The sequence below is a fragment of the Ralstonia sp. ASV6 genome, from assembly GCF_016429285.1.
Lineage (GTDB): Bacteria > Pseudomonadota > Gammaproteobacteria > Burkholderiales > Burkholderiaceae > Ralstonia > Ralstonia flaminis.
In genome coordinates this window covers 12,371-27,377 of sequence record NZ_JAELUI010000039.1, presented here as the reverse complement: position 1 = coordinate 27,377, position 15,007 = coordinate 12,371, and the positions used below count along the sequence as shown (strand labels likewise).

Here is a 15,007-nt window from a genome sequence, read left to right as displayed (position 1 = left end):
TCGCATGACCACTGGAGTCACCATGCAAACCTCGTCCCAAACCCTGCCGCGCGATGCGCAACCGCAGCCCATTCCGTTTGACCCGAATGCCGAGAAGGCCCTGAGCTGGTATGGCTGGGGCTCACCCATTGGCGCCGGCCTGTTCCTGGTGGCGATCGGCGCATGCGCAGCGCTGCTGCACCTCGCCGGCCTGTGGCACTGAGCGGGATAGCGACGCACGGCGCTCAGGCGGACGACGCCTCGGGCGCCGACATTGCCGCCCCTTCCGGCTTTGCCTCACGCCGATAAGCCAGGCGATACAACACCGGCAGCACCAGCAGCGTCAGCGCTGTCGAAGACAGGATCCCGCCAATCACCACAGTCGCCAACGGACGCTGCACCTCTGCACCGGTGCCGGTCGCCAGCGCCATCGGCACGAAACCGAGCGATGCCACCAGCGCCGTCATCAGCACCGGGCGCAAGCGCGTCAGCGCCCCTTCCCGCACAGCCTGATCGACCGACTGACCACCCTCACGCAGGCTGCGGATGAAGCTCAGCATCACCAGCCCGTTCAGCACAGCCACGCCTGACAGCGCGATAAAACCCACCGCCGCAGAGATCGACAGCGGAATGCCGCGCAACGCCAGCGCCAGAATGCCGCCTGACAGCGCAAACGGAATGCCGGAGAACACCAGCAAGCCATCCTTCAGGTTGCCGAACATCATGAACAGCAGCGTGAGCACCATCGCCAGCGCCAGCGGCACCACGATCTGCAGGCGCTCGGTGGCCGACTGCAACTGCTCGAACTGGCCACCCCACGCCATCCAGTAGCCCGTCGGCAGACGCATCTGTGCATCAAGCGCGGTCTGCGCCTCCTCCACGAACGAGGCGATATCACGCCCACGCACATTGGCGCTGATGACGATGCGTCGCTTGCCATCTTCGCGGCTGACCTGGTTGGGGCCGGTGACCTCGTTGAGCGTTGCGACATCGGAAAGTGGCACGTAACCCTGGCCGTTGGGCAGTGCGAGCGGCAGACGGCCGAGCGCGGCGGGGTCACTGCGCAAGGCTTCCGGCAGGCGCACCACGATGCCGAAACGGCGATCGCCCTGGAACACCGTGCCGGCATCCTTGCCACCGATGGCTGCTGACACCGTGTCCTGGATCGCGCCGATGGACAGCCCGTAACGTGCCGCCTTGTCGCGGTCGATGTCGACGTTGAGAAACGGCAAGCCACCCGTCTGCTCGATCTTCACCTCAGTGGCACCAGCCAGCTTGCCGAGTTGCGACGCCACGATCTTGGCCTGCACTTCGAGCACATTCATGTCATCGCCGAACAGTTTGACGGCGACGTCACTGCGCACACCCGAGATCAACTCATTGAAACGCAACTGGATCGGTTGCGAGAACTCGTACGCGTTGCCGGGCAGCGCTTCGACCGTGGCACGAATGTCGGCGAGCAGTTGGTCGCGGTTGCGACGCTTGCCTTCTTGGCCAGCGGGCCAGTCCTTCTCTGGCTTGAGCATGATGTAGCCGTCTGAGATGCTGGGCGGCATCACATCGGTCGCCACTTCAGCCGTGCCGGTACGGGCGAAGACGCGTTCGATCTCGGGGAATTTCGCCTTGAGCGTGCGCTCGATCTGCATCTGCATCTCCAGCGATTGCGCCAGGCCCGTACCGGGCACGCGCATCGCCTGGATGGAGAAATCGCCTTCGTTCAGGTTGGGCACGAACTCGGCGCCCAGGCGCGTGGCGGCGACCAGCGAGACCGTCACCGCGACAGCCGCAAAGATCAGCACCACAGCTGGTGCAGCTAGCACGCGCTCCAGCAACGGCGCATACATGCGGCGCGCCCAGCCCATCAGGCGGTTCTCCTTCTCTGCCACGCGCTCGCCAATGAACAGCGCCACCGCCGCCGGCACAAACGTGATGGAGAGGATCATGGCGGCAGCCAGCGCCAGCACCACCGTGATCGCCATCGGGTGGAACATCTTCCCTTCCACGCCCGACAGCGCAAAGATCGGCAGGTACACGACCATGATGATGAGTTGGCCATACAGCAGCGGGCGGCGTGCTTCGCGGGCGGCCTCAAACACCTCCTCAAAACGCTCGGCGCGCGTGAGTGGCCGGCCACGTGCTTCCTGCGCATGCGCCAGGCGCCGCACACAGTTCTCGACGATCACCACCGCGCCATCGACGATGATGCCGAAGTCCAGTGCGCCCAGGCTCATCAGGTTGGCGCTCACCTTGGCCGACACCATACCGCTGAAGGTCATCAGCATCGATAGCGGAATCACCAACGCGGTGAGCACTGCCGCACGCAGGTTGCCGAGGAAGAGGAACAAGACAGCCATGACCAGAATGGCGCCTTCCAGCAGGTTCTTCTTGACCGTGGCGATGGCCTTATCGACAAGCACCGTGCGGTCGTAGACGGATTCCACGCGAACGCCCGCCGGCAACGTCTTGCGGATCTCTTGCATGCGCTTGTCCACCGCCTGCGACACGGTGCGGCTGTTCTCGCCCATCAGCAGGAATGCGGTGCCGAGCACGACTTCGCGCCCGTTGCTGGTGGCTGCGCCGGTGCGCAACTCACTGCCGCTTTCGATGGTGGCCACATCGCGCAGGCGCACGGGTGTGCCGTTGGGGCTTGCCAGCACGACGTTGCCGATGTCGGCCGCGTCGCGCAGCTGACCAGGCGCGCGCACGAGGTATTGCTCGCCCTTGCGCTCGATGTAGCCGGCGCCGACGCTGGCGTTGTTGCGATCCAATGCGGCCACCACGTCGGCCAGCGTGAGCTTGTACGAAGCCAAGCGCTCGGGGCTGGTCGCCACCAGGAATTCACGGGCATTCCCGCCGATCGTGTTGACCTCCGTCACACCCGGCACGTTGCGGATCTGCGGGCGGATCACCCAGTCCTGCAATTCGCGCAGATCGGCCGGCGTGTAAGCAGTGCCGTCAGGCTTGCGCGCATTGGCATCGGCTTCGACGGTCCAGAGATAGATTTCGCCCAACCCCGTGGAGACCGGCCCCATGCTCGGCGCCATGCCAGCGGGCAACTGCTCCTTGGCAGCCTGCAGACGTTCGCTCACCAACTGGCGCGCGAAATAGATGTCGGTGCCTTCCTTGAAGATGACGGTGACTTGCGATAGGCCGTAACGCGACAGCGAGCGCGTCTGCTCCAGCTTCGGCAGCCCCGCCATGGCTGTCTCCAGCGGATAGGTGACGCGCTGCTCGGTTTCCAGCGGCGAATAGCCCGGTGCCGGTGTGTTGATCTGCACCTGCACGTTGGTGATGTCGGGCACCGCATCAATGGACAGGCGCGTGTAGCTGTACGCGCCGAATGCGGCAGCGGCCAGCACGGCCAGCAGCACCAGCCAGCGCTGGGCAATGACGGTACGCAGAAGGCTCTCGAACATGGGGCGCCTCTCAGTGGCCGTGATCGGCGGACTTGCCGGCTTCGGCCTTCAGCACGTAGCTGTTGGCAGCGGCATAGCGCGTGCCTGCGGGCAGGCCTTCAACGATCTCTGTCCACGTGCCGTCTGAGCGGCCGATCTTGACCGGGCGTACCTCGAACCCTGCGGGCACGGGGACAAATACCGAAGGTTTGTCATCCACCGTTTGCACGGCGTCTGCGCGCACGGCCACGGGCACCTGCGTGCGACCCGACTCCACCGACACGTTGACGAACATGCCTGGGCGCCAGGCCAGCTTGGGGTTGTCCAACGTCACGCGCGCCGGTGCCGTGCGCGTCTGTTCGCCCAGCAATGCGCCCACGTACGACACCTTGCCCTGCACAGCGGTGCCGGTGGCCGTTGCACGCACAGTAGCAGCGGCGTTGGTGGTCACTGCTTCCAGGTCCTTGGCGGTGATGGAGAAATCCGCCCACACAGTGCGCAGGTCGGCCACGGTAAAGACCGCCGTCTCGGCCTGCACGGCCTCGCCTTGCGACAAATGCTTGGCGACGACCACACCATCAAACGGCGCACGCAACTCGAAGCGGTTGAGCGTCGCCCCTGACGGCGCAGCGCCAATGGCCGTCAACTTCTGGCGCGCGTTATCCGCCGCGATGCGTGCTTCCTGCAACGAGGTGCGCGCCTGCTGGTAGTCCTGCTCGGCGGCAATGCCCTGCTCCCACAGGCGCTTCTCGCGCGCATGGGTTTCCTGCGCCAGTGCCAGGCGCTGTTGCGCGGCCTGCAACTCGCTGCGCTGGTCTGACAGCGCGGGGCTCGACAGCACGGCAAGCAGTTGGCCTTGCTTAACCGGCTGGCCCAGCTCCACTGCCACCTTCTCGGCCACGCCCGCCACACGCGGCACGACATGCGCGGTGCGATCTTCATTCAGGCGAATCTCGCCGGGCAGGACAACTTCCGTTCGCAACTCCGTCGCACCCGCCGTCTCCACACCAATCTTGGCGTTGGAAATCGCTTCGGCCGTCATGGTGAGCGTTTCGGCGTGCGCTGCCTCGGCCTGCTCCGTGGCGGCGGGCGTGGGTGCGGCTTCGGCCTCGGCGGTGGCAGCCTGGCGTGCGCCCATGCCGAACCACAGTCCGGCCGCAGCCAGTGCGCTCAGCAAGACGATGAGCGCGATGACGCGCCGTTGTTGCGGTGGAAGTGTCATGTCAACGAAAAAAGAGATGCCGGATCACCGGCCGAGAATGCGATCGATGCCGGCTGCCGCCTGATGCGCACGCGACAACGCGGCCAGGTACTGCGCACGCGCCTGAAACAGCGTGCGCTGGGCATCCAGCACATCGAGAAAATTGAACTTGCCGGCATCAAAGCCAATGCGTGCGGCGTCATAGGCACGCTGCGCGCCAGGCAGCACGTCCTGACGCAGCGACTGCACAGCGGTGCGCGCCGCATCGAGCCGGGCAACGTCCTGTGCCAGGGTGGCGTTCTGTTCAAGCTGCAGCGCGCGGTAGTCTTCGAAGGCCTTGTCAGCCAAGCGCTGTGCTTCAAGCAGGTTGCCCTGATTGCGGTCAAACAATGGCAACGGCACGGCAACGCCGAGCACGGCCATGTTGTTGTTCGCGCTGCTATCGCGCTTGACCCCCACGTTGACCGTCACATCCGGCACGCGCTTGCTGCGCTCAACGTTGGCGAGTGCCTGGCGGCGGTCGATCTCCAGCCGGGCGCGGACCGCACGGGGCGTGTTGTCCAGTGTGGTGGTGGCCTGACGCGCTTCAGGCGGTACAACGGGCAGCGTCTCGGCACTGCCGTCGGCTTGCGGCGCGGCAGCCGCCCCGCCCCAGAATGCAGACAACGCGCGCTGCGCGACCAGCAACTCAGCACCCGCATCGCGCAACTCAATGGCAGCGCTGGCACGCGCCACACCCGCCTTGGTCTGCTCTACGGGCGACACCTTGCCCGCTTGCACGCGCCGCGCGGCAGCCGACTCCGCCTGCGCAGCCAGCGTATCGGAGGCCTGCGCCAGCGTCAGACGCTCCTGCGCAATCAGCAAGTCGAAGAACGTGCGTGTCACGTCGGCGCGCAACTCGGCGCGCAGGACTGCCGCGCCTTGCGTAACAGCGTCGCGCCCCAGCTCGGCTGCACGCGTGCGGGCTGCGCGCTTACCGCCAAGTTCCAGCGGGATATTGAGTTGCGCCGTCATGGTGGCGCGGTTGCGGCGCACGTCTTCGGTAACGAACGCGGCCTCGGGATTGCGCAGGCGGCTCGCCTGATCCAGCGCACCTTCACTGGCGGCCATCTCGTAGCTGGCAGCGGCCAGCACGGGATGCGTCTGCATGGCGCGCTCCACCGCTTGCTGCAGCGTCACACGTTCGGTCTGGCCGGCAACCACATCGGCGGAGGCAATTGCAGAAAGGTCTGCCGGGGTGACAGGGTCAGTTGCCGCCACGGCAGCCAAAGGAGCGGCCAGAAGACACGCAAGGGCCGCTCCAACGGGCCGATAGAGCCAGGGCTTGGCGTGCATCACACGCGGGCGCCGTCGGTGTACGGATTGCGCTCGCGCGGGCCACGCGTGTCGGTCAGGCCGCCATCGGTGTACGGGTCGCGCGGTCCGATGCGTGCTTCGAGCACGGCGTGTGCAGCAGCACCGTCGGTGTACGGATCACGTGCGCCGGATTTGGCGCCGTCGGTGTAGGGGTCACGCGGGCCAGCCTTGGCCAGCGGAGCCGCCATCGACTTGACTTGTGGGTCACAGCAGGCGTCGTGATGGTCTTGCGCGGCCACGGCAGTGCCGGAAACCAGCAATGCTGCCAGCGCGGCAGAAGCCGCCAGGGGCAGTACACGTTGGAATCGAATCGCCATGATGATCTCCTTAGATAGCCTGACACCAGCAAGACAGGAAAAGGGGGCGGTGTCAGTGGGGCCAGTCTAGGGAGGGGGTCGCCACGCGGGCATGACCTGAACATGACAAACTTGTCATCTTCGGCCCCGCAGCAGGGGTTTTGGCATATCGTGGCGGCATCGGCAGCCAAGACGGGCCGCACCACGGGCGCCCGCAACTTTCATCATGCGACTGCTCATCGTTGAAGACGAGCCCAAAGCGGGCGACTACCTCCTGAAGGGCCTGACGGAATCCGGCTTCGTGGCCGACCTCGCCCGCACCGGCCCGGATGGACTCTTCCAGGCCATGGAACACGACTACGATCTGATCGTGCTCGACGTCATGCTGCCCGGCATGGACGGCTGGCAAGTCATCCAACAGCTGCGCCGCCAAAAAAACACGCCGGTGCTGTTCCTGACCGCGCGTGATGATCTGAACGATCGCCTCAAGGGCCTGGAACTGGGCGCCGACGATTACCTTGTCAAACCCTTCGCCTTTGCCGAACTGGTGGCGCGCGTGCGCACCATCCTGCGGCGCGGCCCGCTGCGCGAGAACGAAGTCCTGGAAATCGCCGACCTGACCATCGACACCATCAAGCGCCGCGTCACACGTGCTGGACAACGCATTGACCTGACCGCCAAGGAATACGCACTGCTGCATCTGCTGGCACGCCGCGCGGGCGAGGTGCTGTCGCGCTCGCTGATCGCTTCGCAGGTGTGGGACGTGAACTTCGACAGCAACACCAACGTGGTCGATGTATCGATCCGCCGCCTGCGCGCCAAGGTGGATGACCCCTTCGAGCACAAGCTGATCCACACGCTGCGCGGCATGGGCTACGTGCTGGACGCGGTGGGGCGTTGATGGGCCCGCTGATGCGCTGGCCTGCATCGCTCGCCGGCCGGCTGGTGCTGGCCTTTGTTGTGGTGGCGGCCGTCACGCTCACCGCGGCCGGCGCGTATCTGTACTACGCGCTGAACGCCCAGTTGCGCGCCACCGACGACGCCATGCTGCTCGGCAAGATCACGCAGCTGCGCCACCTGGCCAGCGAGGCGACCAGCGCAGACGATCTGACGCGCAGTGCTCACCGTTATACCGACGTGGTCTCCGGCCATGACGGGCTGATCCTGCGCATGGCCACGCCAGAGGGGCGCACGCTGATCGAAGTCAATCCGGAAGGCGAATCGGTGACGACGCCACCTGCTGTTCTGGCCGAAACGTCACCCGCTGAATCGGCCGTGCGCACCTGGACGTCCATGTCTGGCATTGCGTCGCGAGCCGTGGCGGCCGAGGCGTGGCTTGGGCAGACCGGCACCAAGGTGATCGTGCTGGTCGCCCAGGACGGCGACAGCCGCGCCGCGCTGCTGGCCAGCTACCAGCGGCACATTGTCTTTGCGGTAGTTGGCGGCGTGGCTGCCGTGGCGCTGCTAAGCCTGCTGCTGGTGCGCAGCACGTTGCGGGGACTGGAGCGCATCGGCCGGCAAGCGGCGGCGGTGGTCCCCAGCCAGCTCGACACACGCCTCGCGCTGGAGGGTGCGCCGCGCGAACTGGCTGACCTGCTGACCTCACTCAACGCCATGCTCACGCGGCTGCAGGATGGCTTTGCACGGCTCTCGCAATTCTCGGCAGATCTGGCACACGACTTCCGCACGCCGCTGGCCAACCTCGTCGGCCAGACTGAAGTCACGCTCGCCCGCCCGCGCACGGTGGACGAATACCGCAGCGTGCTCGAATCCAATCTGGAGGAATACGCACGCCTGTCGCACATGATTGAAGACATGCTGTTCCTGGCGCGTGCCGATCATGCGCGCGTGGCGTTGTCCGTGGCGCCGTTGGATGCGCGACACGAAATTCAGGTGCTGGTGGACTACTTCGAGGCCGTGGCCGCCGATCGCGAGATCGCCATCCACGTCACGGGCGATGCGCAGGTGCACGCAGATGCGACGCTGCTGCGCCGGGCGATCAACAACCTGCTGGACAACGCACTGCGCTATACGCCGACGGGTGAACGCATCGACGTGGTGGTCGAATACCTGCAGCACGAGATCGGCATTGTTGTGCGCAACCCGGGGGCGACCATTCCGGCCGAGAGTCTGCCGCTGCTGTTCGAGCGGTTCTACCGGGGCGACCCCTCACGGGCGCAATCCGGTGCGCAGTCCGGTGAACCATCCAGCCAGTCCACGGGGTTGGGACTGGCCATCGTGAAGACCATCATGGACCTGCACGGGGGTACGGTGCAGGCCAGCAGCCCGCCGGATGGGCGGACCGAGTTCCGGCTGGTGTTTCCGGCTTAGGTACGCTCAGGTACCGATCCGCAATGCCGACGGCGTGCGTGTTGCATCACGCCCGTCATCGCGCAGGACCTGCCGATACGCTGCGGCCACCCGTTGGCCAATGAAGCGCAGCAGACGGCGCGGTGCATTGATGTCTTCCGTGACGGCAAAGCGCGCTGCCATGCCGTCTGCCGGATCGCCCGAGAGCCAGAAGCGCACACCTGCCGGCACGTCGATCGATTGACCAGGCCTGAGCCAGATGTCCTGCAACTGGTGTTCTTGCGTCACCCACAACAGCCCGGCTTGTGCGGCGATGGTTTGGGTCCGTGCCGACCGCCAGCTCACCGGCACGCCCGGCCGGTCCAGTTCGAAGATCCTGATTTCGCGCATGATGGAGACTCCTTGTGCCGGGGTTCGTGATGGATTTTTGGCATTGCTGGTCGGCACGATTCCATCTTGCGCGGCGCGTCAAGGCATTGACATGAACAGTTGCGAACAGTTTGGCTGAACTGTTCAGCATCTTTCGCGAACAGTTTGCCGCCCCAATCCGGCCCGGAACATTCGATTGCTAAACTGGCCGCCCTCCGCTCCTTTGCCCATCAGGCATCCCTATGGATGCTCCGCCGCCCGGCCAGAATCGCGTCCTGCTGGTCAGGATGGAACCGGGTGTGGTAGGTATGGACAGTATTGACTTCAGATCGACGAATCCGTGCAGGCAAGCGTTATGCAAAGCAAAAGTAGGGCAACACTGATCGGACTCATCGCGGTGCTGCTGTGGAGCTCAATCGTCGGCTTGATCCGGGGCGTCAGCCAAAGCCTGGGGGCGGTGGGCGGCGCCGCCATGATCTATTCGGTGGCATCGGTGCTGCTGTTGTTCACGGTTGGCCTCGGCAACCTGAAGACGTTTCCCCGGCGCTATCTGGTGTGGGGCAGCCTGCTGTTCGTTTCCTACGAGCTGTGCCTGTCTTTGTCGATCGGCTATGCCAACAGCGGCCGGCAGGCCATCGAGGTCGGGATGGTCAACTACCTGTGGCCGACCTTCACGATGCTGTCGGCCATTGCGTTCAACAAGCAGCGCGCGAATGCTCTGATCGTTCCGGGTGCGCTGATCTCCATCCTGGGGATCTGCCTGGTGCTTGGCGGTGACCAGGGGCTGGATCTGGCCGGCATGGCCGCAAACGTGAAGGACAACCCGCTCAGCTACGGACTGGCCTTCGCCGGGGCGATGATCTGGGCGGCGTACTGTACGGTCACCAGCCGCATTGCCGGGGGTAAGAATGGCGTCACGCTGTTCTTCATGCTGACGGCGCTCGCCCTGTGGATCAAATTCTTCACAACGGGCGGCGGCGCCATGCACTTCAGCATCCCGGCTGCCATCTATCTGGCGTTGGCCGCTTGCGCGATGGGGTTCGGCTATGCGGCCTGGAACGTCGGCATCCTGCACGGCAACGTGACGGTGTTGGCAGGCGCGTCGTACTTCATTCCCGTGTTTTCCGCCGCGCTGGCGGCTGCGCTGCTGCATGCCCCGCTGTCGTTCGCGTTCTGGAAAGGCGCGTCGATGGTGGTTGCTGGGTCGATCCTGTGCTGGCTCGCGACGCGCGGACAACGCGCAAAGGCATCGTCCGCGCCAAAACCAGCGCCTTCGCACGAGCTGCCCAGCACCCACGGACAGTGAGCGCCGGGCCGGTGCCCGCGCCTCAGCCCGCCGCCTGCTGCACCAGCCGGTGGTAAAAGCGGATCAACTCGACCAGGTTGGCCTCGGTAATCCGTTCGTTCGTGCCGTGAAAGCGCGGCAGATCTTCCGGCTTCGCGCGCACCGGCGAGAAACGGTACACGTGGTCCGCAATCCCGATCATGTGGCGTGAGTCCGTCGCGCCGATCATCAGCCCCGGCGCCACCACCGTGCCCGGAAACAGCTCACGCACCGTCTTATTGATCAACTGATACGACGCCGATTGCGTGGGCGACACCGGCGAGGCCTCACTCACGCCCGGCAAGTTGCTCAGCTCGAACTTGCCGTTGGGTGCCGCGGCCTTGGCGGCGTTCTCCACGTGCTCCGTCACTGACGCCACGGTATCGCCAGGCAGTAGGCGAAAGTTGACGATGGCCTCGGCACGGCCCGGGAGCACGTTGTCCTTGTTGCCGGCCTGGATGACGGTCAGCGCCGTGGTGGTGCGCAGCATGGCATTGGAGCTGGCAGACGCCTCCAGCTGCTTCTGCACCAGCGGGCCGAACAGCCACAGGTTAGACAGCGCGACACGGCTGAAGCCCTGCATTTCGGGCGCCAGCGTCTGGAACATCTCCTGCGCCACACCACGGATGCCGGCGGGCAGTTGATCGTCGTCCAAGCGCTTGAGCGCGGCACTCATCATGGCGATGGCGCTCTGGCCGTGCGGCGGCGGCATCGACGAATGCCCCGGCGTGGCCGACACCTTGAGCTGCATTGACAGGAAGCCCTTCTCAGCCACGCCGATCAGCGCTGCCGGCTTGGTCAGGCCCGGCAGCACGCCTTCGGTAATCAGCAGCCCTTCATCGATCACGAAATCGAGGCGCTCGCCGCGCGACTTGAGCAGCGCGGCGATCTGCTTGGCACCACGGTCGCCGCCCACTTCCTCGTCGGCACCAAAGGCCAGATGGATGGTACGGCGCGGTTTGAAGCCGCTGGCGGCCAGCAGTTCGATGGCTTCCATCTGCGAGATCAGGTTGCCCTTGTCGTCCCATGCGCCCCGGCCCCAGACCATGCCGTCTTTGATCACGCCGTCGAACGGCAGCTCGGTCCAGTCGCCTTCGGTGCCGGAGGCGATGGGCACGACGTCTTGGTGCGCCATCAGCATGATGGGCTGGAGTGACGGGTCGGAACCCTTCCAGGTGTAGAGCAGCGCAAAGTCACCCACCTGCTCGCGCTGAAGCACGGCGTGCGCCTTGGGGTAACGCGCCTCCAGCATGGCGTGCAGCTGGCGGAACTGGTCGGCGTTCAACTGTGCGTCGGTGGCGCTGGACACGGTACGTGCACGCACGGCTTCCGCCAAGTGTGCGGCAGCCGCCGGGCCATCCACGGCCACCGGCGTGACGGCCGGCACATCGAGCTGGCGCGAGCCATGCCGCCAGGTGTTGAAGGCCACATAGGCCGCCACCACAACCACCACTGCGATCACGAGCCGCAACAGCCGCCCGATCACTGCACCACGACGCTTGTACGACGCTCTCATTGGTCTCCGCTCCTTGAGGGTGAACTGCCTTCGCCCAGCATGCGTGCACCGGGCGTAAGGCACCAGTATCGCTGTACTCGCGTGCCGCCGCCAGCACACCCCGCTACAGGGCCATGTCCGGACCGAGTAACCATCTACGCAAATATTCGTGGGAATAGGGCCACCCGCCATGCTGGAATCACCCCATGTTCCCTTTGCAGCATGCACACCCATGAAGCTCACACATCGACTCTTCCTCGCCTTCGCCACACTCACCTTGACCGCCGCCGCATATGCGGCACCGTTGCGCATTGGCGTCACACCCGGCGCGCTGGCCGATTCCGTGGAGGTAGCCGCCGCTGAAGCCCGCAAGCAGGGGCTGGATGTCAAGGTGGTCGAGTTGACCGACTGGACCACCCCCAATGTCGCGCTCGCCTCGGGCGACCTGGACCTCAACTATTTCCAGCACCAGGCCTTTCTGGACAACGCCGTCAAGGAGCGCGGCTATGCGTTCAAGAGCGTCGGCATCGGCGTGCTGGGCAACATCGGCCTGTATTCCAGCAAGATCAAGCGCCTGGCTGATCTGAAGGACGGCGCGCGCGTGGCGGTAGCCAACGACCCCGTCAACCAGGGCCGCGGCCTGTTGCTGCTGCAGAAGGCTGGGCTGATCAAGCTGCGTGACGGCGTAGGCGCGCGCGGCACGCTCAATGACGTGGTGGCCAACCCGAAGAAGCTCAAGTTTGTCGAGATCGAGGGCCCGCAGCTCGTGCGCGCACTGGACGACGTGGACCTCGCTCAGGGCTATCCGGCGCACTTCGTCAATGCGGGCAAGGCCGACATTGCCGGCGCAGGCCTGCTGTACTCGGGCATCGACGACGAGTACTTCGCCATCCGCTTCGTGGCGCGGCGCGACAACGCGGGCGACCCACGCATCGCGCGCTTCATCAAGCTGTATCAGGAGTCGCCAGCGGTACAGCAGCAGATCCACACGTCGTATGCCAACGACAACAAGCTCTACACCCTGCCCTGGCTCAAGCGCTGAAACGATGACCCGGTAACGCCATGACCACACTTGTCTCAAACCCCGTCCACGCCTGGCACGACGCCACGGTGCCGCACGCCAGGGCCGCCGATGCGGTTGTTGCTGCGCCCACCGCAGGCACCATCACCTTCCGCAACGTCGGCAAGACGTACCGCGCGGCGGCGGGCGATGTGCATGCGCTGCAAGGCATCGATCTCGACATTCCGGCCGGTGGCATCTTCGGCATCATTGGGCGCAGCGGTGCGGGTAAGTCCAGCCTGCTGCGCACCATCAACGGGCTGGAGAAGCCGACTAGCGGGCAGGTGCTGGTAGACGGTGTCGACGTCGGCACGCTTGGCACGCATGCGCTGGTGGGGCTGCGCCGGCGCATCGGCATGATCTTCCAGCACTTCAATCTGCTCTCTGCCAAGACGGTGTGGGAGAACGTCGCGCTGCCGTTGAGGGTGGCCGGTGTGCCGGCGGCGGAGATTGCGCAACGCGTGGATGCGCTACTGGCGCTGGTCGGGCTGGAGGGCAAGCAGCACGTGTATCCAGGGCGCCTGTCCGGCGGGCAGAAGCAGCGTGTGGGCATTGCCCGTGCACTGGTGCACCGGCCTGAGATCCTGCTGTGCGACGAAGCCACCTCCGCGCTTGACCCGGAAACGACCGACGCCATCCTCGCTCTGCTGCGCGACATCAACCGCCGCCTAGGCCTGACCATCGTGCTCATCACGCACGAGATGGGGGTGATCCGCGACATCTGCGACAACGTGCTGGTGCTCGAAGCCGGCCGCGTCGCAGAGCAGGGCCCCGTGTGGCGCGTCTTTGGTGACCCGCAGCACGACGCCACGCGCGCCCTGCTGCAACCGCTGCGCGGCGGCTTGCCCGACGACGTGGCGGCACGCCTGCAGCCCACCCCGCCCACGCGCGGCACCTTTGAACAATTGATTGAACTGGGCTACACCGGTACGGTCGCCGTGCCCGAGCTGGCGCAGATCGCTCAGGCGCTGCGCCACCCGACACGTCTGCTGCGCGCCGATCTCGATCGCATCCAGGGCCGCACGCAAGGGCACCTGCTGGTTGCGGCAGCGGGCGGCACCCTCTCGCAAGATGCGCTAGCGGCCTTGCAACTGTCCCAGTCCACCCGGAGCCTTGGCTATGTCCCCGCTCACGATTGACCGCATCTGGCAGGGCCTGCTCGACACGCTGACGATGGTGTCCGCATCTGCGCTGATCGCCGCGCTGGCCGGTATCCCCCTGGCGCTGATCCTGGTGCTGACGGCGCCAGGCAACACGCTGAAATCGCCCCGCGTGCACCGCGTGCTGGGTGCGCTCATCAACGGCTTTCGTGCCACGCCCTTCATCATCCTGCTGGTGGCACTGCTGCCGTTCACACGGCTGGTGGTGGGGGCCACCATTGGCGTATGGGCGGCGGTCGTGCCGCTGTCGATCAGCGCCACGCCGTTCTTTGCGCGCATTGCCGAGATCAGCCTGCGCGAAGTCGACCGCGGCCTGGTGGAAGCCGCGCAGGCGATGGGCTGCAAGCGCCGACACATCGTCTGGCATGTGCTGCTGCCCGAGGCACTGCCCGGCATCATCGGCGGCTTCACGCTCACCATCGTCTCGCTGATTGGCGCATCGGCCATGGCGGGCGCGGTGGGCGCAGGCGGCCTGGGTGACATCGCCATCCGCTACGGCTATCAGCGCTTCGACACCACGGTCATGGCGGTCGTGATCGTGCTGCTGATTGCCCTGGTAAGCGTAGTGCAGTGGGTTGGGGATCGATCCGTGCAGCGGATGAAGGGGCGTTGACGGCGCGTTGACGGCGCGCTCCATCCGTTTTTGCTAGACCTCGGCATCTGACCAAAGAAAAACCGGCTCCTTGCCCAGGGCGCCGGTCTTGCCTTACCACCAGCGCGATCACCCGAGTGCCGCTTCCCGATCAATCCGGAACACCGACACCACCTGCTTAAGCTGCTGGCTTTGCTCTTTCAGCGAATGCCCGGCCCTGCCGGCCTTCTTCAGACCGGCGTGCTGCTGGCGACCAAGCGTCTGTGCCACGAGGTTGCTCGCCTCCGTGGCGCTGCACAAGAAGATGATCTCGCGGGACGAACGCCTCCCTCAAAGAGGCGGCCACCTTGTCGCGTGCACCCTCCTCCCAGGCATCGTTCGCTCGTGCAGCCAGTTCATGGGCCGCGCAGTCGATGTTGGAGTTCATGTGCGTTGAAATACGCCAGCCGGGCATCGGCGCTTCTTTCAGT

14 protein-coding genes are annotated in these 15,007 nt (G+C 65.5%); 7 read left to right on the top strand and 7 right to left on the bottom strand.

Annotated elements, in window-relative coordinates:
• Window positions 1-22 precede the first annotated feature (22 nt).
• The gene (locus JHD73_RS10100; protein ID WP_199030156.1) at window positions 23-202 is read left to right on the top strand and encodes a hypothetical protein; all 180 of its coding nucleotides are present in this window, start codon (window positions 23-25) and stop codon (window positions 200-202) included.
• Window positions 203-224: 22 nt separating this feature from the next.
• Here JHD73_RS10100 and JHD73_RS10095 read toward each other — a convergent pair whose 3' ends face one another.
• From JHD73_RS10095 to JHD73_RS10080, 4 genes are read right to left on the bottom strand one after another with little or no spacing between them, the layout of a single operon-like run.
• The gene (locus JHD73_RS10095; RefSeq protein ID WP_199030155.1) at window positions 225-3,395 is read right to left on the bottom strand and encodes an efflux RND transporter permease subunit; all 3,171 of its coding nucleotides are present in this window, start codon (window positions 3,393-3,395) and stop codon (window positions 225-227) included.
• A 10-nt stretch (window positions 3,396-3,405) separates the two neighbouring features.
• The gene (locus JHD73_RS10090; protein WP_199030154.1) at window positions 3,406-4,596 is read right to left on the bottom strand and encodes an efflux RND transporter periplasmic adaptor subunit; all 1,191 of its coding nucleotides are present in this window, start codon (window positions 4,594-4,596) and stop codon (window positions 3,406-3,408) included.
• A 24-nt stretch (window positions 4,597-4,620) separates the two neighbouring features.
• The gene (locus JHD73_RS10085; RefSeq protein WP_199030153.1) at window positions 4,621-5,910 is read right to left on the bottom strand and encodes a TolC family protein; all 1,290 of its coding nucleotides are present in this window, start codon (window positions 5,908-5,910) and stop codon (window positions 4,621-4,623) included.
• Entirely contained in the window at window positions 5,910-6,248 is a 339-nt protein-coding gene (locus JHD73_RS10080) for a hypothetical protein (RefSeq protein WP_199030152.1), read from the bottom strand. The genes JHD73_RS10085 and JHD73_RS10080 overlap by 1 nt, the downstream gene beginning before the upstream one ends.
• A gap of 205 nt (window positions 6,249-6,453) precedes the next feature.
• Between JHD73_RS10080 and JHD73_RS10075 the strand changes: the two genes are divergently transcribed.
• Together JHD73_RS10075 and JHD73_RS10070 are read left to right on the top strand one after the other, a co-directional pair.
• Window positions 6,454-7,128 (top strand): heavy metal response regulator transcription factor, encoded by a 675-nt coding sequence (locus JHD73_RS10075; RefSeq protein ID WP_199030151.1) that lies wholly within the window; start codon window positions 6,454-6,456, stop codon window positions 7,126-7,128.
• An 8-nt stretch (window positions 7,129-7,136) separates the two neighbouring features.
• A complete protein-coding gene (locus tag JHD73_RS10070; protein ID WP_199030168.1) occupies window positions 7,137-8,558 on the top strand; it encodes a heavy metal sensor histidine kinase in 1,422 nt (473 codons plus the stop codon).
• 6 nt (window positions 8,559-8,564) lie between these two features.
• Here the strand turns inward: JHD73_RS10070 and JHD73_RS10065 are convergent, their stop codons facing one another.
• Window positions 8,565-8,927, bottom strand: coding sequence for a DUF2917 domain-containing protein (locus JHD73_RS10065; protein WP_199030150.1), 363 nt, complete (start codon window positions 8,925-8,927; stop codon window positions 8,565-8,567).
• A 334-nt stretch (window positions 8,928-9,261) separates the two neighbouring features.
• Between JHD73_RS10065 and yddG the strand changes: the two genes are divergently transcribed.
• Complete coding sequence (gene yddG / locus JHD73_RS10060; RefSeq protein WP_199030149.1) at window positions 9,262-10,212, top strand: aromatic amino acid DMT transporter YddG; 951 nt, start codon at window positions 9,262-9,264, stop codon at window positions 10,210-10,212.
• Window positions 10,213-10,234: 22 nt separating this feature from the next.
• Here the strand turns inward: yddG and JHD73_RS10055 are convergent, their stop codons facing one another.
• Window positions 10,235-11,746: a M20 family peptidase gene (locus JHD73_RS10055; protein WP_199030148.1), complete on the bottom strand. Its 1,512-nt coding sequence runs from the start codon at window positions 11,744-11,746 to the stop codon at window positions 10,235-10,237.
• A 211-nt stretch (window positions 11,747-11,957) separates the two neighbouring features.
• Between JHD73_RS10055 and JHD73_RS10050 the strand changes: the two genes are divergently transcribed.
• The 3 genes from JHD73_RS10050 to JHD73_RS10040 are packed head-to-tail and all read left to right on the top strand — an operon-like array spanning window position 11,958 to window position 14,558.
• Complete coding sequence (locus tag JHD73_RS10050) at window positions 11,958-12,767, top strand: MetQ/NlpA family ABC transporter substrate-binding protein (protein ID WP_199030147.1); 810 nt, start codon at window positions 11,958-11,960, stop codon at window positions 12,765-12,767.
• A gap of 20 nt (window positions 12,768-12,787) precedes the next feature.
• Window positions 12,788-13,924 (top strand): methionine ABC transporter ATP-binding protein, encoded by a 1,137-nt coding sequence (locus JHD73_RS10045; RefSeq protein WP_199030146.1) that lies wholly within the window; start codon window positions 12,788-12,790, stop codon window positions 13,922-13,924.
• On the top strand, window positions 13,905-14,558 hold the full coding sequence (locus tag JHD73_RS10040; RefSeq protein ID WP_199030145.1) for a methionine ABC transporter permease: 654 nt from the start codon (window positions 13,905-13,907) through the stop codon (window positions 14,556-14,558). Before JHD73_RS10045 ends, JHD73_RS10040 begins: the two co-directional genes overlap by 20 nt.
• 108 nt (window positions 14,559-14,666) lie before the next feature.
• Here the strand turns inward: JHD73_RS10040 and JHD73_RS29080 are convergent, their stop codons facing one another.
• A complete protein-coding gene (locus tag JHD73_RS29080; protein ID WP_233176878.1) occupies window positions 14,667-14,807 on the bottom strand; it encodes a hypothetical protein in 141 nt (46 codons plus the stop codon).
• Between the last annotated feature and the right edge of the window lie 200 nt (window positions 14,808-15,007).

What these genes read in the sequence shown, in the direction of transcription:
- JHD73_RS10100 (WP_199030156.1), top strand. Translation starts at nt 23, where the DNA reads ATGCAAACCTCGTCCCAAACCCTGCCGCGCGATGCGCAACCGCAGCCC.
- JHD73_RS10090 (WP_199030154.1), bottom strand. Translation starts at nt 4,596, where the DNA reads ATGACACTTCCACCGCAACAACGGCGCGTCATCGCGCTCATCGTCTTG.
- JHD73_RS10075 (WP_199030151.1), top strand. Translation starts at nt 6,454, where the DNA reads ATGCGACTGCTCATCGTTGAAGACGAGCCCAAAGCGGGCGACTACCTC.
- JHD73_RS10040 (WP_199030145.1), top strand. Translation starts at nt 13,905, where the DNA reads ATGTCCCCGCTCACGATTGACCGCATCTGGCAGGGCCTGCTCGACACG.
- JHD73_RS10045 (WP_199030146.1), top strand. Translation starts at nt 12,788, where the DNA reads ATGACCACACTTGTCTCAAACCCCGTCCACGCCTGGCACGACGCCACG.
- JHD73_RS10085 (WP_199030153.1), bottom strand. Translation starts at nt 5,910, where the DNA reads ATGCACGCCAAGCCCTGGCTCTATCGGCCCGTTGGAGCGGCCCTTGCG.
- JHD73_RS10095 (WP_199030155.1), bottom strand. Translation starts at nt 3,395, where the DNA reads ATGTTCGAGAGCCTTCTGCGTACCGTCATTGCCCAGCGCTGGCTGGTG.
- JHD73_RS10050 (WP_199030147.1), top strand. Translation starts at nt 11,958, where the DNA reads ATGAAGCTCACACATCGACTCTTCCTCGCCTTCGCCACACTCACCTTG.
- JHD73_RS10080 (WP_199030152.1), bottom strand. Translation starts at nt 6,248, where the DNA reads ATGGCGATTCGATTCCAACGTGTACTGCCCCTGGCGGCTTCTGCCGCG.
- JHD73_RS10065 (WP_199030150.1), bottom strand. Translation starts at nt 8,927, where the DNA reads ATGCGCGAAATCAGGATCTTCGAACTGGACCGGCCGGGCGTGCCGGTG.
- JHD73_RS10055 (WP_199030148.1), bottom strand. Translation starts at nt 11,746, where the DNA reads ATGAGAGCGTCGTACAAGCGTCGTGGTGCAGTGATCGGGCGGCTGTTG.
- yddG (WP_199030149.1), top strand. Translation starts at nt 9,262, where the DNA reads ATGCAAAGCAAAAGTAGGGCAACACTGATCGGACTCATCGCGGTGCTG.